The sequence below is a fragment of the Escherichia sp. WS1451 genome (assembly GCF_046487365.1).
Taxonomy (GTDB): Bacteria; Pseudomonadota; Gammaproteobacteria; order Enterobacterales; family Enterobacteriaceae; genus Escherichia; species Escherichia coli.
Window position 1 is genome coordinate 56,062 of the sequence record NZ_JBJQJP010000012.1, and the last position, 21,475, is coordinate 77,536.

Annotated in this window: 19 protein-coding genes; 6 read left to right on the forward strand and 13 right to left on the reverse strand. The window is 52.6% G+C overall.

The window, feature by feature from the left end; genetic code table 11:
• Positions 1-120: 120 nt before the first annotated feature.
• Positions 121-1,473, reverse strand: a complete 1,353-nt coding sequence (pmbA, locus tag ACJHX7_RS15970) for a metalloprotease PmbA (protein WP_016242696.1) — start codon at positions 1,471-1,473, stop codon at positions 121-123.
• Between the two features lie 93 nt (positions 1,474-1,566).
• Here pmbA and yjgA point away from each other — a divergent pair, with 93 nt between their 5' ends.
• Positions 1,567-2,118, forward strand: coding sequence for a ribosome biogenesis factor YjgA (yjgA, locus tag ACJHX7_RS15975; protein WP_000166270.1), 552 nt, complete (start codon positions 1,567-1,569; stop codon positions 2,116-2,118).
• A gap of 82 nt (positions 2,119-2,200) precedes the next feature.
• Here the strand turns inward: yjgA and mpl are convergent, their stop codons facing one another.
• Positions 2,201-3,574, reverse strand: a complete 1,374-nt coding sequence (gene mpl, locus ACJHX7_RS15980; RefSeq protein ID WP_001219792.1) for a UDP-N-acetylmuramate:L-alanyl-gamma-D-glutamyl-meso-diaminopimelate ligase — start codon at positions 3,572-3,574, stop codon at positions 2,201-2,203.
• A gap of 175 nt (positions 3,575-3,749) precedes the next feature.
• Here mpl and fbp point away from each other — a divergent pair, with 175 nt between their 5' ends.
• On the forward strand, positions 3,750-4,748 hold the full coding sequence (gene fbp, locus ACJHX7_RS15985; RefSeq protein WP_000853753.1) for a class 1 fructose-bisphosphatase: 999 nt from the start codon (positions 3,750-3,752) through the stop codon (positions 4,746-4,748).
• Positions 4,749-4,780: 32 nt separating this feature from the next.
• On the opposite strand, the gene yjfF is transcribed toward fbp, so the two are convergent.
• The 4 genes from yjfF to ytfQ form a co-directional block, all read right to left on the reverse strand.
• Positions 4,781-5,776, reverse strand: coding sequence for a galactofuranose ABC transporter, permease protein YjfF (gene yjfF / locus ACJHX7_RS15990; protein ID WP_000595994.1), 996 nt, complete (start codon positions 5,774-5,776; stop codon positions 4,781-4,783).
• Positions 5,763-6,785, reverse strand: coding sequence for a galactofuranose ABC transporter, ATP-binding protein YtfT (gene ytfT / locus ACJHX7_RS15995; protein WP_001298067.1), 1,023 nt, complete (start codon positions 6,783-6,785; stop codon positions 5,763-5,765). The genes yjfF and ytfT overlap by 14 nt, the downstream gene beginning before the upstream one ends.
• A 13-nt stretch (positions 6,786-6,798) precedes the next feature.
• The gene (gene ytfR, locus ACJHX7_RS16000; RefSeq protein WP_001600915.1) at positions 6,799-8,301 is read right to left on the reverse strand and encodes a galactofuranose ABC transporter, ATP-binding protein YtfR; all 1,503 of its coding nucleotides are present in this window, start codon (positions 8,299-8,301) and stop codon (positions 6,799-6,801) included.
• A 132-nt stretch (positions 8,302-8,433) separates the two neighbouring features.
• On the reverse strand, positions 8,434-9,390 hold the full coding sequence (gene ytfQ, locus ACJHX7_RS16005; protein WP_000265933.1) for a galactofuranose ABC transporter substrate-binding protein YtfQ: 957 nt from the start codon (positions 9,388-9,390) through the stop codon (positions 8,434-8,436).
• Between the two features lie 309 nt (positions 9,391-9,699).
• On the opposite strand from ytfQ, the gene ppa reads away from it, so the two are divergent.
• Complete coding sequence (ppa, locus tag ACJHX7_RS16010; RefSeq protein ID WP_000055072.1) at positions 9,700-10,230, forward strand: inorganic diphosphatase; 531 nt, start codon at positions 9,700-9,702, stop codon at positions 10,228-10,230.
• Positions 10,231-10,308: 78 nt separating this feature from the next.
• On the opposite strand, the gene chpB is transcribed toward ppa, so the two are convergent.
• From chpB to tamA, 5 genes are all read right to left on the reverse strand, one after another.
• A complete protein-coding gene (gene chpB, locus ACJHX7_RS16015) occupies positions 10,309-10,659 on the reverse strand; it encodes an endoribonuclease toxin ChpB (protein WP_000239581.1) in 351 nt (116 codons plus the stop codon).
• Positions 10,653-10,904: a type II toxin-antitoxin system antitoxin ChpS gene (chpS, locus tag ACJHX7_RS16020; protein WP_001223213.1), complete on the reverse strand. Its 252-nt coding sequence runs from the start codon at positions 10,902-10,904 to the stop codon at positions 10,653-10,655. Before chpS ends, chpB begins: the two co-directional genes overlap by 7 nt.
• Positions 10,905-11,115: 211 nt before the next feature.
• Positions 11,116-11,457, reverse strand: a complete 342-nt coding sequence (locus tag ACJHX7_RS16025; protein WP_001219160.1) for a gamma-glutamylcyclotransferase — start codon at positions 11,455-11,457, stop codon at positions 11,116-11,118.
• A gap of 2 nt (positions 11,458-11,459) precedes the next feature.
• Positions 11,460-15,239 (reverse strand): autotransporter assembly complex protein TamB, encoded by a 3,780-nt coding sequence (gene tamB / locus ACJHX7_RS16030; protein WP_410231657.1) that lies wholly within the window; start codon positions 15,237-15,239, stop codon positions 11,460-11,462.
• A complete protein-coding gene (gene tamA / locus ACJHX7_RS16035) occupies positions 15,236-16,969 on the reverse strand; it encodes an autotransporter assembly complex protein TamA (RefSeq protein WP_001414483.1) in 1,734 nt (577 codons plus the stop codon). The genes tamB and tamA overlap by 4 nt, the downstream gene beginning before the upstream one ends.
• A gap of 205 nt (positions 16,970-17,174) precedes the next feature.
• On the opposite strand from tamA, the gene msrA reads away from it, so the two are divergent.
• Both msrA and ACJHX7_RS16045 read left to right on the forward strand, forming a co-directional pair.
• The gene (msrA, locus tag ACJHX7_RS16040) at positions 17,175-17,813 is read left to right on the forward strand and encodes a peptide-methionine (S)-S-oxide reductase MsrA (RefSeq protein ID WP_001305659.1); all 639 of its coding nucleotides are present in this window, start codon (positions 17,175-17,177) and stop codon (positions 17,811-17,813) included.
• A gap of 322 nt (positions 17,814-18,135) precedes the next feature.
• Positions 18,136-19,479 (forward strand): hemolysin family protein, encoded by a 1,344-nt coding sequence (locus ACJHX7_RS16045; protein WP_000935036.1) that lies wholly within the window; start codon positions 18,136-18,138, stop codon positions 19,477-19,479.
• Positions 19,480-19,540: 61 nt separating this feature from the next.
• On the opposite strand, the gene ACJHX7_RS16050 is transcribed toward ACJHX7_RS16045, so the two are convergent.
• Positions 19,541-19,747 (reverse strand): DUF1107 domain-containing protein, encoded by a 207-nt coding sequence (locus ACJHX7_RS16050; RefSeq protein WP_000689228.1) that lies wholly within the window; start codon positions 19,745-19,747, stop codon positions 19,541-19,543.
• Positions 19,748-20,071: 324 nt separating this feature from the next.
• On the opposite strand from ACJHX7_RS16050, the gene ACJHX7_RS16055 reads away from it, so the two are divergent.
• On the forward strand, positions 20,072-20,629 hold the full coding sequence (locus ACJHX7_RS16055; protein WP_000175289.1) for a YtfJ family protein: 558 nt from the start codon (positions 20,072-20,074) through the stop codon (positions 20,627-20,629).
• Here ACJHX7_RS16055 and cysQ read toward each other — a convergent pair.
• On the reverse strand, positions 20,619-21,359 hold the full coding sequence (gene cysQ / locus ACJHX7_RS16060; RefSeq protein WP_000886909.1) for a 3'(2'),5'-bisphosphate nucleotidase CysQ: 741 nt from the start codon (positions 21,357-21,359) through the stop codon (positions 20,619-20,621). The two genes, ACJHX7_RS16055 and cysQ, sit on opposite strands and share 11 nt — an antisense overlap.
• Positions 21,360-21,475 lie beyond the last annotated feature (116 nt).

Below are 21,475 nucleotides of genomic sequence, written 5' to 3' on the forward strand. Positions count from 1 at the left end.
TCGCCCGAGTCACGTACTACGAGTACGCTCCCCGGCTCTCATTCACTTTCCGTCTCGATGCAGTGCGAATGATTTTGTGTAATTTTTTAGTTTATAGCGCGGCAGGTCGCGCCAGTTTTTTTACTGCCCGGCGATTTTCATCTCCGGCAACAGCACAGAACCACACTGTATATTACTGCGTGTTTCAATATCATTACCGACGGTGACAATATTGCGCCACATATCTTTCAAATTACCTGCGATGGTGATTTCACTAACAGGATACTGAATTTCGCCATTCTCTACCCAGAAGCCCGCTGCACCACGGGAATAATCACCGGTAATGGCACTCACGCCCTGGCCCATCAGCTCCGTCACCACCAGCCCGGTACCCATCTCTTTGAGCATTTGTTCGAAGCTTAGCCCTTGTCCGGCAATCCGCCAGTTGTGAATACCGCCTGCGTGTCCAGTGCTTTTCAGCCCCAGTTTCCGCGCCGAGTAGCTGGTCAGCAGCCACTGAGTCAGAATGCCATCTTTAATAATATCGCGACGCTCGGTGCGCACACCTTCGCTGTCGAATGGCGTAGAGGCCAGCCCTTTCAGCAGATGCGGATGCTCTTCAATGGTCAGCCAGTCCGGCAGAATTTGTTTACCCAGCGAATCCAGCAGGAAGGTGGATTTACGGTAAACCGATCCACCCGCTATCGCCCCCACCAGATGCCCAAAAAGCCCGGTTGCCACTTCATTGGCAAAAATGACCGGCGCTTTCATGGTGGAGAGTTTACGCGGTGACAGACGCGATAAAGTGCGGCGAGCACAGTCGGCCCCAACCCACTCTGGCGTTTGCAGATCGCTCATCGCACGGCCAATGGTGTAGGCGTAATCACGCTCCATATCGCCATTTTCTTCGGCAATTACACAGCTGGAGAGCGAATGACGCGTAGAGCAGTAACCCTGCAACATGCCGTGGCTGTTGCCGAAAACTTTGACACCGTAGTGGCTGTTAAAGCTACCGCCTTCGGTATTGGTGATGCGTTTGTCCGCCTGCAATGCCGCCTGTTCCGCGCGAGCCGCCAGTTCAATGGCTTCATCCGGAGAAACGTCCGCAGGGTGGAACAAGTCGAGATCCGGTGCGTCAAAAGCCAGCAGTTCTTTGTCTGCCACGCCTGCATACGGATCTGGCGAAGTGTAACGGGCAATATCCAGCGCCGCCTGTACGGTGCGGGCAATGGCCTGCGGGCTTAAATCGGTAGACGATGCGCTACCTTTACGGTTCTGGTGATAAACGGTGATCCCCAGCGCGCCATCGCTATTGAATTCAACATTCTCCACTTCACCATAACGCGTGCTTACGCTAATGCCGGTGGTCTTGCTGACGGCAACTTCTGCACCGTCCGATTTGCCTGAGGCCAACTCCAGCGCAGTCGAAACTGCTTCTTCCAGAATCTTGCGCTGCGCTTCAACTTGAGAGATTACTTTCATTGCAAGTGCCATAATGTAGAGAGTTTCTCTGAAGTCTAACAGAGAACCGTTTTTCAGTGCGCATCTTAACTGGTAACATTAGCCTCTTTTTTTAAGGAGCCTGAGATGACTAAGCAGCCCGAAGACTGGCTCGACGACGTTCCCGGTGATGACATCGAAGACGAAGACGATGAAATTATCTGGGTCAGTAAAAGTGAAATTAAACGTGATGCCGAGGAGCTAAAACGCCTTGGCGCGGAAATTGTTGATCTGGGGAAAAACGCGCTGGATAAGATCCCGTTAGATGCGGATCTGCGTGCGGCTATTGAGTTAGCCCAGCGTATTAAGATGGAAGGTCGCCGCCGCCAGTTGCAGCTCATCGGTAAGATGCTGCGCCAGCGCGATGTTGAACCGATCCGTCAGGCGCTGGATAAGCTGAAAAATCGCCACAACCAGCAGGTGGTGTTGTTCCATAAACTGGAAAACCTGCGCGATCGTCTGATCGACCAGGGTGATGACGCCATTGCTGAAGTATTAAATCTGTGGCCCGATGCCGATCGTCAGCAACTGCGTACTCTGATCCGCAACGCGAAGAAAGAGAAAGAAGGGAATAAGCCGCCGAAATCCGCGCGCCAGATTTTCCAATATCTGCGTGAGTTAGCGGAAAACGAAGGGTAATTTTCGTTGTTGATGTGAGTATGGTTTGCCGGATACGGTGTAAACGCCTTATCCGGCAATGCTATATCAGGCTGAGGCCAAATTACTGCGCAGCTTCCGCCTTCTTCGCCAGTCCATCCAGCAGTTTCTGATGGATCCCACCAAAACCGCCATTGCTCATCACCAGAATATGGTCGCCAGGCTGAGCGGTTTTCACCACCATATCTGCCAGCGTATCCACATCGCCGCTCCAATGTGCAGGCTGAACGCAGGCTTCTGCCACTTCTGCCACCTGCCACGGAATATGCGCCGGTTGCAGCAGGAAGACTTCATCGGCACGACCTAATGAAGGTGCCAGATCGTCTTTGCAGATCCCCATTTTCATGGTATTCGAGCGCGGTTCCAGCACAGCAATAATGCGCGCCGTACCACCAACTTTGCCACGCAGCGCCGCCAGCGTTGCCAGAATCGCCGTCGGGTGATGGGCGAAATCGTCATATACCGTGACGCCATTTGCTTCACCACGCAATTCCAGACGGCGACGAGCGTTAATAAACGAACCCAGCGCGTTAGCGGCATCTGCCGGCGCTACACCAACATGGCGAGCCGCCGCAATCGCCATCAGGCCATTGTGCATATTATGTTCGCCTACCAGCGACCATTTCACTTCGCCCACTTTTTCGCCATCCAGCAAGACTTCCCATTCAGAAGCGTCAGTGGTCAGCTTTTTCGCCTGCCAGTGACCTTGCTCGCCCACCAGCTCCTGCTCGCTCCAGCAGCCCATCGCCATGGTCTGTTTCAGGTTGATGTCGTTTTCCGGCCAGATAATACGGCCCTGCCCCGGAACGATACGCACCAGATGGTGGAACTGTTTCTGGATCGCTTTCAGGTCGTCAAAGATATCGGCGTGATCGAACTCAAGGTTGTTGAGGATCAGCGTACGCGGGCAGTAATGGACAAATTTAGAGCGTTTGTCGAAGAAGGCGCAGTCGTACTCATCCGCTTCGATAACAAAGAAGTCGCTTTCGCCCAGACGCGCCGAGACCTCAAAGTTCCCCGGCACACCGCCGATCACAAATCCTGGTTTGTAACCACACTGTTCCAGAATCCAGGTCGCCATTCCCGCCGTGGTGGTTTTGCCGTGTGTACCGGCAACGGCCAGCACCCAGCGGTCACGCAGCACAAAATCGTGCAGCCACTGCGGACCTGACATATAAGGGATGTTTTTTTCCAGTACCGCTTCCACACACGGATTTCCACGGGTCATGGCGTTGCCAATAATCACCAGATCCGGCTGCGGGTCGAGCTGGCTGGCATCGTAACCCTGAATCAGTTCAATGCCTTGCTTCTCAAGTAAGGTGCTCATCGGCGGATACACATTGGCGTCCGAACCCGTTACTTCATGGCCTAACTGGCGCGCCAGCATCGCCAGACCGCCCATAAACGTGCCACAAATTCCTAAAATATGAATGCGCATACGTCACTATCCTTTTTTAATCTGCCGCTCATTTTACGCATATGTCGGGCAAGTGAGAAACGCATTTCAGGATAATCCGCAATTTGCTGGCGCGATTCACCTGAGCGCAACATTGAGATTATTTGTTAAGATTGTTGCGGTCGCTTTACTCCATAAACATTGCAGGGAAAGTTTTATGAAAACGTTAGGTGAATTTATTGTCGAAAAGCAGCACGAGTTTTCTCATGCTACCGGTGAGCTCACTGCTTTGCTGTCGGCAATAAAACTGGGCGCCAAGATTATCCATCGCGATATCAACAAAGCAGGACTGGTTGATATCCTGGGTGCCAGCGGTGCTGAGAATGTGCAGGGCGAGGTTCAGCAGAAACTCGACTTGTTCGCTAATGAAAAACTGAAAGCCGCACTGAAAGCACGCGATATCGTTGCGGGCATTGCCTCTGAAGAAGAAGATGAGATTGTCGTCTTTGAAGGCTGTGAACACGCAAAATACGTGGTGCTGATGGACCCCCTGGATGGCTCGTCCAACATCGATGTTAACGTCTCTGTCGGTACCATTTTCTCCATCTACCGCCGCGTTACACCTGTTGGCACGCCGGTAACGGAAGAAGATTTCCTCCAGCCTGGTAACAAACAGGTTGCGGCAGGTTACGTGGTATACGGCTCCTCTACCATGCTGGTTTACACCACCGGATGCGGTGTTCACGCCTTTACTTACGATCCTTCGCTGGGCGTTTTCTGCCTGTGCCAGGAACGGATGCGCTTCCCGGAGAAAGGCAAAACCTACTCCATCAACGAAGGAAACTACATTAAGTTTCCGAACGGGGTGAAGAAGTACATTAAATTCTGCCAGGAAGAAGATAAGTCTACCAATCGCCCGTATACCTCACGTTATATCGGTTCACTGGTCGCGGATTTCCACCGTAACCTGCTGAAAGGCGGTATTTATCTCTACCCAAGCACCGCCAGCCACCCGGACGGTAAACTGCGTTTACTGTATGAGTGCAACCCGATGGCATTCCTGGCGGAACAAGCAGGCGGTAAAGCGAGCGATGGCAAAGAGCGTATTCTGGATATCATCCCGGAAACCCTGCACCAGCGCCGTTCGTTCTTTGTCGGCAACGACCATATGGTTGAAGATGTCGAACGCTTTATCCGTGAGTTCCCGGACGCGTAATCTCCTGCGCCTCTCCACACGGAGAGGCGTTTTTATCGCTGCACAATGTTGACTCTTGTCACAGGCGAACTCTGACGATTCTCCCACAGCACCGTTAATCCACGCTGTAATGCTATAAAAATAAACAACAAAATACCGATGGCGATTTTCGTCCACCAGGAACTCAGCGTGCCATCAAAGTTTATGTAAGTCTGAATCAGTCCCTGAATCGCCACGCCAAAAAGCGTCCCTAATACCGTTCCAACGCCACCACTCAAAAGCGTACCGCCAATTACCACTGAGGCGATAGCATCCAGTTCCACACCTACGCCCGCCAGTGCATATCCGGCCTGGGTATAAATCGAGAAGACAATCCCCGCCAGCGTTGCCAGTCCGGTGGAGAGCATATAAATGCGAATAGTGGTGCTGCGAGTGGAAATCCCCATCAGGTTTGCCGACGTTGCGTTGCCGCCAATGGCGTATACCTGATTACCAAAACGGGTACGATGCGCGAGGAATATGCCGATAACCACCACCGCCAGCATCAGCAGTCCCATCGCACTTAAGCGACCGCCGCCAGGGATTTTCCACGCAAGACTTGAGAGCGTGTCATAAACAGGATGGTTTATCGGGATCGACTCTTCCGAAACGAGATAGCTGACGCCACGCAAAAAGAACATTCCCGCAAGGGTAATGATAAACGCCGGGATCTTCAGGGCGTCAATCAGAAGCCCCATAAATGCGCCGAAGGCACAGCCCATCACCAACACCAGCGGAAACGCCAGCAACGGCGAGAGGCCGAAATCGCCAATCACTTTTGCCAGAAACACGCCAGTAAAGGCGATCACCGAACCGACGGAGAGATCGATCCCACCGGAGAGGATCACAAAGGTCATGCCAACGGCGATTATCCCAAGAAAGGCGTTATCGGTCAGGATATTGCAGATCACTCTTGTGGAAGCAAAACCGGGAAACTGGGTCAGACAGTAGATATAACCCAACACAAAGACGCCGATGGTGATCATCAGTGGCAAATTACGTTTTATCACGGTTACGTACCCCTTTAATCAGACTGATAAAGCGTTGCGACTGAACAATCAGCACGCAAAGCACCACCACCGCTTTCACCACCTGGTTCATCTCCGGCGGAAAGCCAGAAAGCAAAATTCCGGTGTTCATTCCCTGAATAATCAGCGCCCCCACCACCGAAAGCAGCAGGTTAAAGCGCCCGCCCATCAGCGATCCACCGCCAATAACCACTGCAAGAATGGCGTCCAGCTCCAGCCATAATCCGGCGTTGTTGGCATCGGCACCGCGAATATCCGCCGCCACGATAATGCCCGCAATCGCCGCACACAGCCCGCTCAACACGTAGGTGAGCATGACGATGATTCGCGTGTTAACTCCGGCATTTTTTGCCGCCCGAATGTTGATACCAACGGCTTCGATAAACATCCCCAGCGCCGTTTTGCGGGTCAACAGCCAGAAGAGGAGAAGCGTCAGTACCGCAATAATGACTGGTGTTGGCAGGAACAACAGCGATCCGCTGCCAAACCAGGAGAGATCCGGTGAGTTAAATGTGACGATCTGTCCGGAGGTGATCAGTTGCGCCACGCCGCGCCCGGCGACCATCAGGATCAGGGTGGCGACAAACGGCTGAATTTTGAGGATCGCTACCAGTATGCCGTTCCACAATCCCGCCAGGATGCCAGTGCCCAGGGCGCTTAACAAAACAATCGGCAGGCTGAATCCCGCGACCGTCATCGCAGCCGTTGTGGCTCCGGCGATAGCCATCACCGCCCCCACGGAGAGATCAATCCCACCAGTGGCGATCACCAGCGTCATACCAATCGCCAACAGCGCAACGGGGGCGGCGCGATTAAGAATGTCGATAGGGCTACCGAACAAACGCCCATCCTGAAGCACCACCTGCCAGAAATGCGGGGCCACCAGGCTATCGACCAGCAGCACCAGCAACAGTGCCGCCAGCTGCGGCATTCCTGTTGGCCAGCGAAAACGCCTTTTCGGCGGCGTAGTGTCCGGGAGAGATTGAGGCATCACACTGTTCTCCTTACGCCGCAATGGCGTTCATGATCGCCGGAACGGAAAGCTCTGCCAGCGGGATCTCCGCCACCTGTTTGCGATCGCGCATGATAATCACCCGATCGGCATAGCCCACCAGTTCTTCCAGTTCGGAGGAGATCACCAGCAGCGCCAGTCCATCGGCGCACAGCGTTTCAATCAGGCGGATGATCTCGGCGTGGGCACCAACATCAATGCCGCGGGTTGGCTCATCGAGGATCAGAAATTGCGGTCGGGTCAGTAGCCAACGTGAAAGCAACACTTTTTGCTGATTGCCGCCGGAGAGAAATTCAATCGGTTGTTCAGTTGAAGGTGTGCGAATGCCAAGCTGGCGGATAAAGCGTTCGGCAATTTCTTGCTGTTCTTTGCGGGAAATCGGTCGTAGCCAGCCGCGCTGGGCCTGGAGAGCGAGGATGATATTTTCCCGCACCGAGGCGGCAGCGATGATGCCATCGGTTTTCCTGTCTTCCGGGCAGAAGCCGATACCCAGTACCGAAGCCTGATGTGGCGATCGCAGGGTTTGCGGTTTGCCTTTGATCAACGCCGTGCCGCTGTCAGCAGGTTTGATCCCGAAGATCACTTCGGCGGTTTCGGTACGTCCTGATCCCAGCAAGCCTGCCAGGCCAACGATCTCGCCGGGGCGTACTTCGAGATCAAACGGTGCGATCGTTCCTTTTTTGCCGTAATTTTTGAACGCGGCAACGGGTTTGTCGCTCAGCAATGTTCGTCCGGCACGCTGTAGCGCGTGGGTGTCCAGCTCGCGCCCCAGCATCATTTTTACCAGTTCGATCTGCGGTAGCTCGCGGGTTTCCCGACAGCCTACGAAACTGCCGTTGCGTAAGACGGTGATCCGATCGCTGACCTGATAGACCTGATCGAGAAAGTGAGTGACAAAGATCAGGCTGACGCCGCGATCGCGCAACTGACGCATCAGGCCAAACAGTAACTCTACTTCCTGAGTGTCGAGGCTGGCGGTGGGTTCATCGAGGATCAGCACTTTGGCAGAGAGATCGATAGCCCGGCAAATGGCGACGATTTGCTGCATCGCGACTGAAAAGCGGTTGAGCGGTTCGCGCACGTCGAGGGAGAAACCGTAAGATGCCATCAGTTCGGTGGCGCGCTTTTCCATCTCTTTACGGCGTAGAAGGCCGAAACGTTTGGGTTCGCGACCTATGAATAGATTATCAGCGACCGACATATTGGGTAGCAGGTTGACTTCCTGATAGACGGTGCCGATGCCGAGTTGTTGTGCGTGGGCGGTATTTTTCGGTGAGATAGTCTGGCCTTCCAGCCAGATGGTGCCACGATCGGCGTGGTAGACACCGGTTAATGCTTTGATTAGCGTTGATTTTCCCGCCCCGTTTTCACCGAGCAGCGCCATGATTTCACCACGGCGCAGGCTGAAATCAACGTTGTCTAACGCTTTGACGCCGGGGAAAAATTTACTTAATCCTTCGGTGCGGAGGATTTCCTGGTGTTGGTTAGTATTCATAGTTTCCCCCGTTGTAAAGCGTGCGCCAGATAAGACACAACTGCGTCGCATCAGGCATCTCGCACAACCGCCGGATGCGGCGTGAATGCCTTATCCGGCGGCCCACAAGTCGGCATCAGGCATTGATGCCCCTCAATACCCCATATTTTTCTTCTTCTCTAACTCTTCTTTTGCGGTATCAGGCAGATAAAGGGTGGATTTGGTCAGGGTCAGCTTTTCAGGCATGGTGCCGTCTTTTTTGTATTTCTCCAGCGCATCAAAAGCGGGGCCTGCCATGTTCGGCGTCAGTTCAACGCTGGCGTTCGCTTCGCCATCAATCATCGCTTTGTAGATGTCCGGCACGCCGTCGATAGAGCCTGTCAGGATATCTTTGCCCGGTTTCAGGCCCGCTTCTTTAATTGCCTGAATCGCGCCAATCACCATGTCATCGTTATGGGCGTAAACCATGCAGATGTTTTTGCCGTTGTTTTCCGCTTTGATAAAGCTCTCCATCACTTCTTTGCCTTTACTACGGGTAAAGTCACCAGACTGCGAGCGGATAATTTTGATGTTTGGCGCATTCTTAATGGCTTCGGCAAAGCCTTTCTTACGGTCAATGGCGACGCTGGCTCCAACGGTGCCCTGCAACTCCACCACGTTACACGGTTTGCCATTCACTTCTTTTACCAGCCAGTCACCGATCAACTTACCTTCGAGGATGTTGTCGGCAGTCACGGTGGTCATATAGAGAGATTTGTCTTTCACATCGATGGAACGATCGAGCAAGAAGACCGGGATTTCGGCATCTTTCGCCTCTTTTAATACCGGCTCCCAACCGGTCGCTACCACTGGAGCGATAAAGATCGCATCCACCCCTTGCGCGACGAAGGAACGTACCGCTTTAATCTGGTTTTCCTGCTTTTGCTGACCATCGGCAATTTTCAACGTAATTCCGCGCTTTTCGGCTTCACTTTTCGCCACATTGGTTTCTGCGGCGCGCCAGCCGGATTCCGATCCGACCTGCGAAAATCCAACGGTTAATGGAGCGGCCAACGCCATAGACGACATGGCTGCCGAGACTGCAGAGACTACAAGTAAGCGTTTCCACATAGGGTTGTCCTCGTCGGGGTAATTATTATTGGTGAAAAGATGTTCGCGAAAAAACTATAGACAATTCGTTATGTAACGGATTGCGTTACATCACACTTCAAAAAAGTAAATAAAACGTTAATCACAAGTTTGTAATCGCTTTCATCTCACTATGAAAAATGCGGCTACGGTTATGGATTTTCCTGCTCTTTAAACCACCTTAAAACTGGCTAAAAAGGAAAATGAAGAAGAAAACAAGCGAAGACATTCGGCGCGAGTTGGCTATAATACTCGGCACTTGTTTGCCACATATTTTTAAAGGAAACAGACATGAGCTTACTCAACGTCCCTGCGGGTAAAGATCTGCCGGAAGACATCTACGTTGTTATTGAGATCCCGGCTAACGCAGATCCGATCAAATACGAAATCGACAAAGAGAGCGGCGCACTGTTCGTTGACCGCTTCATGTCCACCGCGATGTTCTATCCGTGCAACTACGGTTACATCAACCACACCCTGTCTCTGGACGGTGACCCGGTTGACGTACTGGTCCCGACTCCGTACCCGCTGCAGCCGGGTTCTGTGATCCGCTGCCGTCCGGTTGGCGTACTGAAAATGACCGACGAAGCCGGTGAAGATGCGAAACTGATTGCTGTTCCGCACACCAAGCTGAGCAAAGAATACGATCACATTAAAGACGTTAACGATCTGCCAGAGCTGCTGAAAGCGCAAATCGCTCACTTCTTCGAGCACTACAAAGACCTCGAAAAAGGCAAGTGGGTGAAAGTTGAAGGCTGGGAAAACGCAGAAGCCGCTAAAGCTGAAATCGTTGCCTCCTTCGAGCGCGCAAAGAATAAATAAGTTCTTCTAGCGTAATAACCCTGAACGCCGGGCTTCGGTTAGTAGGGGTTTTTTATGCCCGCGATAAATAAACACACCTTATTCCACCACCGCCTGCAAACGTAATAACGCCTCTTCCACCACCTCACCCGCAGCCAGACCAATACGCTTTGCCAGCCGGGCGCGTAGATCCATCATCCGCACCTGATTCACCAGCACCACGCCGTGCACATCGCCTTCTTCGCAATGTAAAGGAACGCTAAATCCGGCATAACGGGCAAAATTTCCGCCCTGCGTAATGGGGGCCACCAGCGTCATTCCCAGTTGATTAAAGGCTTGAACGGAGAGCACAAGCGCAGGTCGACCAGCACCTTGCTGTTCATGGCCGCTTGCTGGATCAAAGCCAACCAGCACAATGTCTCCCCGTTCAAATTCACTTTTCTTTACCATATTTCGTCACCCGCAGGGGTGGATTTACCCCAGACATCCTGCTCGCTAAGTTCCGTGGCGTTCATGTCACACTGTGCCAGCAGTTCATCAAGCGAGTAGCGCCTGGAGATGGGTGTCAGAATCAGTTGATTGTTGCTCACTTGCGCCTCCACGCTCTGCCCCGGCCGTAAGTTAAGTTCTTTCATCACAACATTAGGAATGACCATACCTGAACTGTTCCCCCATCTTTTTATGGTAATACGCATCTGCACCTCCTTAAGTTATACAAAGTATAACTCACGGTGCTACAGGAAACGTTTTACCCCTGCGCATTTGTGAACGCCAGCAGAGTTTTTTATGCGTTAACAGATATGGAAAGCGGCTCGGAGAGAAAAGCAAAAGGTGAGGGAATTACAAAACAGAATGCGAGTCGTCTCGCAAAAAACAACGCCACCCGAAGGTGGCGTATGCGTATGGTTACTTATCCCTGTCTAACCAGTCGCCGCTTTCAATTAGCTTTAATCCATCGACGGGTCGTTGATAAACGTACATCCATGCACTCCCGTACGGCGTCTGAATCAACTGGCGCGCGTATTCACCGCCCCTGGTGCGCAAGGCATCAAGTTCGGCCAGCGTGGCGTTGTCAATACGATAAACTTCACCGTGTACTGTTCCGTTCCCCGGAACTGCGCCTGGATAGTGGCCCAGGCTATACAACTGGTAGTTATCGATACTGAAATCGCCCAGTAACTGGGCATTGGTCATCCAGTGACTGTTGCCTTGTTTGTGGCGTAAACTGCCGTAGACAAATATTCGCATTGCTAAAACTCGAACTGATAGAGCAAATCCAGTGCCTGGTCTACACCAGACACGGCTTCCAGATATAGCTTAGGCATCAGGCGATAACGTAACGTGAGTGTTGCTATAGAGTCAAATATACCCACGCCGTATTTCACTTGCAGACCTGGCAATACATAGCCGCTGACCACCACCTGGGAGGAGTCGCCTACACCCTGGGTGTCGAGCGCTAAATTGCTTACGCCAAACGTCTCGCCGATTTTACCCACAATCTGACCACTTTGTGCAACCCCCAGACCAATCAGCATCGAGGTCATCGCCGCACTGTCGCTCTGATCGCTCTCCAGCCCTTGTCCACGTAGCAAATAAGACAATGCAGCCTGTTGCGACATCGCCGGGTCAGAGAAGATCTCCGCTTTCGGTTCGTCCGCCAGACCAGTGACGCGAACTCCGGCGATGACGTCGTCTTCTGTAGCATCCGGGTTACGAATAGCTTCAATATTAAGATACGGTTGATCCGGCGGGCCAGAGAACAGTAGCTCACCCTTACGCACAATCAGATCCTGACCATAGGCATGGAAGCGCCCTTCAGGGATGTTGATCTGCCCGTTCAGGCCCAGCCCTTGTTTGCCCTGAACGACGTTAAGATCGCCCGTCAGCCGCGCTTTCAGGCCAAAGGCGTCAATGCGCACATTGTTGCCGACGTGGACAATCAGGTTGCTGTTAATCGGAATCGACGCCGTTTTTGCCTCTTCCGGTTGCAGGTTATCGTTAAGCATCACCACATCGCTGGAGACGCCCACCGCGCTTTCCGGCAGCTCATGCACCACGATGCGCGCCCACGGGACATCCACGCGACCATCGAGGGTAAACAGGTTTGGTGTAGCCTCGAATACAACATCTGGTGATACATCCATTCGTACCATCGGCGGCACGGTGATACGCACTTTACTGCCCTTCGCTGTTACCCGCGCCCGCCAGTTTTCAATCTGGCTCCAGTCGGCATCACCGTTCAGGTAGATTTCACCCTGCTGGGTCCGTACTGTACCGGCAAGCGTCGAGCGCATACCGTTAAAGTTGACCGCAAGCTGGCTCGGCTGCATATCAAACGGCATAAAGTTGCCGTCGATATCCACACCCGTAACCTGAAGCTGACCAAACAACTGCGGGCTTTGCACATCCCCCCCCAGACGCAAGTTGGCACTCACCATCCCCGCTGCTTTTTCCCCACGGGTAAAGATGGGGTTTATCATCGCAAGGTTGAAGTTACGGATATTGACGTTGCCACCAAGATTACGGCGGCCTTGCGGATCGGTCACCTGCACCTGTCCATCAAACTGGCCGTTATTGGTCAGGCGGATGGTCCAGCTCAATTCGGCACGGTTGTTACGCAATTCCGCCGTCAGATTCAGCGTCTGAAACGCCACGGGCAGCGCCGCATCGTTGACGGTTTGCGTTACCTGCACGTTACGCCCCGAAAGGGTGATACTGCCCTGCGGCAGCCCCTCTTTCGTGGTGTCCCAGGCAACGTCCGCTTTACCCGTGAAGATACCGCTGGCCTGAGTGGTTTCTGGCATAAACGGTTTCAGCATGGCGAGGTCGAAGCGGTTGAGATTCACCACCGCACGCCCTTCGGCCCCCGCATCGATAGTTTGCGGCACGCACAGTTCCGCATTCGGGTTAAGCCAGCAGTGCGGCCCGATGCTGATTTTTTGCTCCTTGTTGCGATAATCCAGCGCAATATCGCGGGTCAGCGACCACGGGCCGACTGGCGTCTGGAAGCGGGTATTGCTAAGTGTTCCCTTCCAGCGTTCTTCTTTGCGATCAAAACTTCCTGTCAGATTAAGCTGTCCGGAAACCGGCTCGCCCTGAATCCGCAACTGTAACTCGTGCTGTTTTTCGCTGCCTTTGGCATTCAGGGTGACGAGGTTGATACTCACATCGGGCTGCGAGATTTGCTCAACGCGTACGTCAAGTATACCCGCAATCTGATCGGTGGATTTGATATCGCCTTCCACGCGAACCTGCGCCACGGAAAGTTCCTGCCAGCGCAGGCCGCGCGCGGTGATATCTGCCAGTAGTTGTGGCGCTTCCACCGTGCCGCGAACTTTCACCAGCCCTTTCGCTGTACCGCCAAGCCCCGGCAGCGCGTTATCCAGCCCCGGCGCGTTGATGGTGGCATCAAGATTGAGATCTTTTACCCCCAGCTCGCCTTTCACTTCGGCACTGTTTGGCCCCAGTTCCAGATGCAGCCCTGGGATCTTCCACTGCATATAACTGTTGCCTTTCAGCGTGCCGTCAACGTTCACTTTGTTCTGTTTGACGTTACCGGTCAGCTTCAGTTCTGGCACCTCCATCTGCCAGGTACCGCCGTACAGGCTACCGCGGGTTTTAATCAAGCCATTGAGTTTCGACGGCCACTCCGGGAACTCTTTGGCGGTGTTAATGCCGTTAAGCGTTAGCTCACCGCGCCAGCTAATTGCCTGCTGCCAGTCGAGCAACGCTTTGAGTTCAGTTTTCCCTTCCAGCGCCGCGACGGTGAGTTTGTCGAGATTGACCTGCTGTTCATTACCTTTGGCATCAAGGGTAATGGTGGCTGGCGGGATCTCCTGTCCCTTCACTGCCGTTCGCATAGAGAGCGTGTAATCGGTCATTTTACCGGTGAGTTTCAGTTTCAGATCATCCGCCTGATACTGCTTCTCACCAGTGAACGGCCAGTAAAGCTGTTTGCTGTTCACTTCCACGTTGAGCGGCAATCCGGCTTCCGCCAGTCGCGTCTGGGCGCGTAAATCCATATCCACCGGACCGGAAAGGTTTACGCCAATCTCCAGCTGTTCGCGCAGCGCGCCGCCCACTTTCAGCTTCACCTTTTCACCTTTCAACGGCTCCACGTTCAGTGTGCTGTTGAGGGTGATATCCACCGGCCAGTTGTCTGACAGCTGCGCCGTGCCGCTGGCGTTGACGATCCCTTGACTGGAATCGATATCCAGGGCGTCCAGTTTGGTATTGCCGTCGATACTGCTCACTTTCAGCAGCATGGTGCGCACGGTGATGTCCGTGTCACCCGTCACGCGCAGCTGCTCGCCCTTAAACTCTTCAATGTTCAGGTTAAGCGGCAAATGCACGTCGGTCATTTCCGGCAATACCGGGCGAGAAAAGAGATCTTTCAGCGTTTCGCCGAGCGGTTTTTCATCAGGCTGCGGATTTTCAATCTTCGGTTCGACCACTTCTTCCTGCGCCACGTCCGCCACCTTCGGCAAGGCAATCAGCAAGCCTTTCAGCGACGTCGGTTTCAGGGTCAGGGTTTTCTCCTGCCAGTTCAGGCCGGAGGTGAAGTCCATCACCGATACCGTGGTGTCATCAATCTTGATGTTGACGTTGTCCAGCGCCACCCGTGTCAGGGTAATGGGATACGGCGTGGAGAGATCCAGCGGACCGCTATCTTCCTCTTCTTCAACCTGTTCAGAAGGAGGCATTTTTTTACTGTCGATGTTGACCTGAATGTCTTTCAGCGCCAGGTCATTAATACAAACGCTACTGTTCCACAGGCACTCAAGCCCGACCGCCAGATGCAGATTGCCCGCTTTTACCGCCACGCCTGGCTGCTCATAACGAACGTCAGACAAGGTGAGATCACGCCAGCCGCCGGTGACCTTGCCAATATCCAGTCCTGGCACCCAGCGATCCGCCGCTTTAAATACCAGATGCAGGCCGCTGGTGGTGCCCACCAGAAACGCCACCGATCCCAGCAACAGTAAGATAACGATAACCACGCCGAGGCTGATTTTTTTCCATAAACTCATAATTCTGGCCCCAGACCGATGTAAAACTGTAACCCGTGTTCGTCTTTATCCGCGACCGGTACGGCAAAATCGAGTTTGATTGGCCCGACCGGCGATTCCCAGCGCACGCCGACCCCGGTACCGGTTTTAAAGTCGCTGCGGCGAATATCGCTTACCGCTTCGCCGCTATCGACAAACACCGCGCCCCACCATTTTCCGGTCACGTTGTACTGGTACTCCAGCGATCCGGTTATCAACTTCGAGGCCCCTTTCAGGTCACCGTTAGCGTATTTCGGAGCGATTGATTTGTATTTGTAGCCGCGAATACTGCGATCGCCCCCGGCGAAGAAACGCAGATCCGGCGGTACTTTGTCGAAATCACCCGTTTCAATCCAGCCCAGCGTGCCGCGTGTCACAAAACGATGGCGATCGTACAGTGTGCGGATCCAGACGTTCTGCGCCTGGAAAACGGAGAAATCGACATCTGAGCCCCAGGCCGTGTTGGAGTAGTCGATAGAGTAGCGTTGCGAGTCGCCCCAGGTTGGCATCAGGCCACCACGAGAACGCGTGCGGCTAATCATCACCCCAGGATAAAACAGCATCGTGGTGTTGGTAATTTCACCCTGGGTAAAGTGATCGAGGCTCCAGCGCAGGTTAATGGCACGCTGCCAGCCGCTGGAGAGATCCCAGTAGCGAGAAGCCACCAGCGTAGTGGAGTCAGACTCGGTATCGTTCAGGTCAGTGCGCTTAAAACCGCCCTGCACCAGATAATATTGTTCCAGTGGATTCTTCAACAGCGGCATTTTATAGCTGAAGTCGAGGATCTGTTCCGGCGCGGAAATACTGGTACTGGTGGTCAGACTGTGACCATAAGAGTTCATCCACGGCTTTTTCCACGTCGCTTTCACGCGCGGTCCCACGTCCGTAGAGTAACCGACCCCGGTTTCGATGGTGTTTTCTGTTCGCGGCGAAACCACGCCCGTCAATGGTAATACTTTCGTTTCGCGCGCTTTATCAAATTGTGGAGCCACTACGACCGAGTTAAACCAGCCGGTAGCAGAAAGTCGACGGTTCAGCTCTGCCAGATCTTTCGATTCGTACTCATCGCCTTCTTTAAACGGCACCAGATTTTGCAGGTATTCATCGCGGATTTGTGATCCTTCAAAGGTCACATGCCCAAAGCGGTAACGTTCGCCACTGTTATAATCAATATCCCAGAAGGCTTTATGCAGACCGAGCGCAATGCCCAGCTGCGCTTTGGTAAATTCGCTATCGAAATAACCTTTACGCAACGCAATGCTGGTTAAGGACTTTTTGAAATTTTCATAATCGCCCTGGTTCAGTACCGTACCAATAGCCGGGCGAGTATCGAGCAATTTCAAATAGTCTTTATCGGTCCGCGCGCCGCCGCGCAATACCACATCGGTGCCGCCAATTAACACCGGCACGCCTGGCGTGACTTTGGCGATCAATACCTGCCGCCCTTTCTTTGGCGGTGGACGGAGATCAAATTCAATGGTCGGCTGGTAATAACCCAGCGCTTTCAGACCTTCGCGGATGGCATCATCGACGCGTGCGCGAAAGCGACGGTCTGGCGTCACTTCATCACTTTCAATCGTAGAAAGCTGCGCACGAACGTTCTTTTCCAGCTGTCCCGATAACCCCCCGACCTGTAGACGGACGTTCGCGGCGACGGCAGATCCGCTTAAGCAGAGTAAGCTTACACAGCATAACTGTCGGATATAGCGCACATTTTCTCCTGAATATCCTTTTTTCCTGCCCCTGGAACGCCGTTAAACGGCTTAACAAAAATCCAGTAATATGGATTAAAAAGCAGACTAAACCCCAAATATTTCTTATGTTTTACTTTAGACCTATTCACAGCGGTTATTGTGTGCAAATACGCCTCTTGTTACAACCTTAACCCCAATGACCGATTTTCGGGAGAGCGACACCATGAGTTTATTTGATAAAAAGCATCTGGTTTCCCCCGCCGATGCCCTGCCTGGACGTAACACCCCGATGCCCGTAGCCACGCTGCATGCGGTCAACGGTCACTCAATGACCAATGTACCTGACGGAATGGAGATTGCCATTTTTGCGATGGGTTGTTTCTGGGGTGTGGAGCGTCTGTTCTGGCAGTTACCCGGCGTTTACAGCACCGCCGCAGGCTATACCGGCGGCTATACGCCAAATCCGACTTATCGGGAAGTGTGCTCCGGCGATACTGGCCATGCCGAAGCGGTGCGCATTGTTTACGATCCATCCGTCATCAGCTATGAGCAGTTGCTACAAGTATTTTGGGAGAATCACGATCCCGCCCAGGGAATGCGTCAGGGCAATGACCACGGTACGCAGTATCGTTCAGCGATTTATCCTCTGACCCCAGAACAGGATGCCGCCGCTCGCGCCAGTCTGGAACGTTTTCAGGCGGCGATGCTTGCCGCCGATGACGATCGTCGCATCACCACGGAAATCGCTAACGCCACACCGTTTTATTATGCCGAAGATGACCACCAGCAATATCTGCATAAAAACCCGTATGGTTACTGTGGAATTGGCGGAATTGGCGTCTGTCTGCCGCCGGAAGCATAGCGTTACGGGTACAAATGTAGATTGTTGATAAAGTGCATTTTGTTTATGCCGGATACGGCGTAAACGCCTTGCCAGGCCTACAAAATCGTCCAAATTCAATATATTGCGGGGACTGCGTAGGCCTGTTCGGCATAGCGCATCAGCCAGTTTTTCATTTTTCAGCTGTCTGAATTTTAACCCTCTGGCGGCTTTACAGTACCTTACGCTATACTAGCCACTGAAAATGCCGGTTCACTTTCTTCGAATCGGCTTTCAATGTGTATTTCACACAAATTAATCAACTTCCCCTTCCGAGGATCTGGCCTGAAAGGTCGGATAAGATATGTTAAACAGTATTTTAGTCATACTCTGTTTGATCGCTGTAAGTGCGTTCTTCTCGATGTCTGAGATCTCACTTGCCGCCTCACGCAAAATCAAACTTAAACTGCTGGCTGATGAAGGCAATATAAATGCCCAACGCGTTCTGAATATGCAGGAAAATCCCGGCATGTTCTTTACCGTGGTCCAAATCGGTCTGAACGCAGTGGCGATTCTCGGCGGTATCGTCGGTGATGCGGCATTTTCTCCAGCTTTTCACAGCCTGTTCTCCCGCTATATGTCGGCAGAACTCTCTGAGCAACTGAGCTTTATTCTCTCTTTCTCGTTAGTGACTGGCATGTTTATCCTGTTTGCGGATTTAACCCCGAAACGCATCGGTATGATTGCGCCAGAAGCGGTGGCTTTGCGTATCATCAACCCGATGCGCTTCTGCCTGTACGTTTGCACCCCGCTGGTGTGGTTCTTCAACGGACTGGCGAACATAATCTTCCGTATTTTCAAACTGCCAATGGTACGTAAAGATGACATCACTTCTGATGACATCTACGCGGTAGTGGAAGCCGGTGCGCTGGCAGGCGTGTTACGTAAACAGGAACACGAGCTGATTGAAAACGTCTTTGAGCTGGAATCCCGTACCGTTCCGTCTTCAATGACACCGCGTGAAAACGTGATTTGGTTTGATCTCCACGAAGATGAGCAAAGTCTGAAGAATAAGGTGGCGGAACATCCGCACTCTAAGTTTCTCGTCTGTAATGAAGATATTGACCACATCATCGGCTATGTCGATTCTAAAGACCTGCTGAACCGCGTGCTGGCTAACCAAAGCCTGGCACTGAACAGCGGCGTACAAATTCGCAACACGCTGATTGTGCCGGATACGTTAACCCTTTCAGAAGCGTTGGAAAGTTTTAAAACCGCAGGTGAAGACTTCGCGGTGATCATGAACGAGTACGCGCTGGTAGTGGGGATCATCACCCTCAACGACGTGATGACCACGCTGATGGGCGATCTGGTCGGTCAGGGGCTGGAAGAGCAGATTGTCGCCCGTGATGAGAACTCATGGCTGATTGACGGCGGCACCCCGATTGACGACGTCATGCGCGTGCTGGATATTGACGAGTTCCCGCAGTCGGGCAACTACGAAACCATCGGCGGCTTTATGATGTTTATGCTGCGTAAGATCCCGAAACGCACCGATTCGGTGAAATTCGCCGGCTACAAATTTGAAGTGGTGGATATCGATAACTACCGTATCGACCAACTGCTGGTGACCCGGATCGACAGCAAGGCCACCGCCCTTTCGCCAAAACTGCCTGACGCTAAAGATAAAGAAGAAAGCGTCGCGTAACCCCCAGAAACATCAACGGCTCCTGAATCAGGAGCCGTCTTATTACTGCATAGCACTTTGGTTAAGCCATCTCTGTTTGCAGACGCATAACCTGACGGTTAACTTCGGACATCACTGACAAATGCAGCTTATCCTTCACTTTTGGGATAAGAATCTTACCCTTATCAAATTCAAAAGCGCCAACGTCCTTGATGTATAACCGTCCACGGAACAGGATCTTTACGTACTTCGCCACCTGAAGTGGGTTGTACCGTTGGAAAATTTTCATTGTTATCTCCTGCTGAGTATTACGCCTGTGCGGTGCCACAATCGGCCCAACTATTATGAGGCGCAAATTTTAATGCCTAGTGACTATAGACTATCCGGGCAATGTTTCCACCGCGTATAACTTTTTTTACCTAAAGGTTACAATTATTCAGAATTATCTTTTTACCGAAGCGCGGTCTTCAGTATAAGCATTCATTTTTCATATGATTTGTGCGCTTGACCGCAAACTGGCATCACACTTGCGGGAAATTCGATAAATAGCACATATGATTAAAACTCAGACCCAAGTGGTCGGATCACCTGCATATCATAAGAAGGAAACACCATGACCCTACGCAAGATTCTGGCACTCACCTGCCTGCTGTTGCCGATGATGGCTTCCGCACATCAGTTCGAAACCGGTCAGCGAGTGCCGCCGATTGGCATCACCGATCGTGGCGAGTTGGTGCTTGATAAAGATCAGTTTAGCTACAAAACCTGGAACAGCGCGCAGTTAGTGGGAAAAGTGCGAGTACTGCAACATATTGCTGGTCGCACCTCTGCAAAAGAGAAAAACGCGACGCTGATTGAAGCGATTAAATCAGCAAAGTTACCGCACGATCGTTACCAGACCACCACCATTGTTAACACCGACGACGCAATTCCGGGTTCCGGCATGTTTGTGCGCAGCAGTCTGGAGAGTAATAAAAAGCTTTATCCCTGGTCGCAGTTTATTGTTGATAGCAATGGCGTCGCACGCGGTGCCTGGCAGCTGGATGAAAAAAGTTCCGCTGTAGTGGTGCTGGATAAAGACGGTCGCGTGCAATGGGCCAAAGACGGGGCGCTTACTCAGGAAGAGGTGCAGCAAGTGATGGACCTGCTGCATAAATTAATTAATAAATAGACACTCTGAACCCCGGATTCAGGAACGACTCGCGCGGAGTGTAATCCAGCGGTTTACCCTGCCAGTCGTGAACGTGCGCTCCGGCAGCCGCAGCCACAGCATGACCAGCGGCGGTATCCCAAATATTCGTTGGCCCGAAACGCGGGTACAGCTGCGCCTGTCCTTCCGCCACCAGGCAGAATTTCAGCGAAGAGCCGATGGACGTGGTCTGATGTTCGCCAAGCTGTTGCAGATACTCTTTCAGCTCCGCATCTGCATGGGAACGGCTGATCACCACCAGCGGCGGGCGCGCATCACGGACCTGAATCTGCTTGCGCACGCCGCACTCTTCTTTCCACGCTTTGCCTTCTGCCGCGCTGTACATTACGTTCATTACCGGCGCATACACCACACCTAAAATCGGTTTGCCGTGGTCGATGAGCGCAATGTTAACGGTAAATTCGCCATTACGTTTAATAAACTCTTTAGTACCATCCAGCGGGTCTACCAGCCAGTAACGCTGCCAGTGCTGACGGACTTCCCAACCGGGAGGATCTTCTTCAGAAAGGACCGGAATATCCGGTGTCAGCGTACGTAAACCGTCCATGATAACGGTGTGTGCGGCAATATCCGCTGCCGTTACCGGAGAATTGTCCGCTTTGCTGACGACGTCCATCGGTTTCGTCCCGTCGTAGACCTGCATAATGGCATCGCCTGCATTCCGTGCAAGCTGGCATACTTGATCTAACATTTCTCCACCTCGTCTCTGTGAGCGGTGTTAACTTATTGTTTTACTTATACCCTATCGTTAATGAATGCGCCAACTGTGATAGTGTCATCATTTTCAAAGCGTAAAATTGTGGCATT

Excerpts from the sequence above, each read along its gene's own strand:
- pmbA (WP_016242696.1), bottom strand. The coding sequence starts at position 1,473 with ATGGCACTTGCAATGAAAGTAATCTCTCAAGTTGAAGCGCAGCGCAAG.
- yjgA (WP_000166270.1), top strand. The coding sequence starts at position 1,567 with ATGACTAAGCAGCCCGAAGACTGGCTCGACGACGTTCCCGGTGATGAC.
- mpl (WP_001219792.1), bottom strand. The coding sequence starts at position 3,574 with ATGCGCATTCATATTTTAGGAATTTGTGGCACGTTTATGGGCGGTCTG.
- fbp (WP_000853753.1), top strand. The coding sequence starts at position 3,750 with ATGAAAACGTTAGGTGAATTTATTGTCGAAAAGCAGCACGAGTTTTCT.
- ytfT (WP_001298067.1), bottom strand. The coding sequence starts at position 6,785 with ATGCCTCAATCTCTCCCGGACACTACGCCGCCGAAAAGGCGTTTTCGC.
- ytfR (WP_001600915.1), bottom strand. The coding sequence starts at position 8,301 with ATGAATACTAACCAACACCAGGAAATCCTCCGCACCGAAGGATTAAGT.
- ytfQ (WP_000265933.1), bottom strand. The coding sequence starts at position 9,390 with ATGTGGAAACGCTTACTTGTAGTCTCTGCAGTCTCGGCAGCCATGTCG.
- ppa (WP_000055072.1), top strand. The coding sequence starts at position 9,700 with ATGAGCTTACTCAACGTCCCTGCGGGTAAAGATCTGCCGGAAGACATC.
- chpB (WP_000239581.1), bottom strand. The coding sequence starts at position 10,659 with ATGGTAAAGAAAAGTGAATTTGAACGGGGAGACATTGTGCTGGTTGGC.
- chpS (WP_001223213.1), bottom strand. The coding sequence starts at position 10,904 with ATGCGTATTACCATAAAAAGATGGGGGAACAGTTCAGGTATGGTCATT.
- ACJHX7_RS16025 (WP_001219160.1), bottom strand. The coding sequence starts at position 11,457 with ATGCGAATATTTGTCTACGGCAGTTTACGCCACAAACAAGGCAACAGT.
- tamB (WP_410231657.1), bottom strand. The coding sequence starts at position 15,239 with ATGAGTTTATGGAAAAAAATCAGCCTCGGCGTGGTTATCGTTATCTTA.
- msrA (WP_001305659.1), top strand. The coding sequence starts at position 17,175 with ATGAGTTTATTTGATAAAAAGCATCTGGTTTCCCCCGCCGATGCCCTG.
- ACJHX7_RS16045 (WP_000935036.1), top strand. The coding sequence starts at position 18,136 with ATGTTAAACAGTATTTTAGTCATACTCTGTTTGATCGCTGTAAGTGCG.
- ACJHX7_RS16050 (WP_000689228.1), bottom strand. The coding sequence starts at position 19,747 with ATGAAAATTTTCCAACGGTACAACCCACTTCAGGTGGCGAAGTACGTA.
- ACJHX7_RS16055 (WP_000175289.1), top strand. The coding sequence starts at position 20,072 with ATGACCCTACGCAAGATTCTGGCACTCACCTGCCTGCTGTTGCCGATG.
- cysQ (WP_000886909.1), bottom strand. The coding sequence starts at position 21,359 with ATGTTAGATCAAGTATGCCAGCTTGCACGGAATGCAGGCGATGCCATT.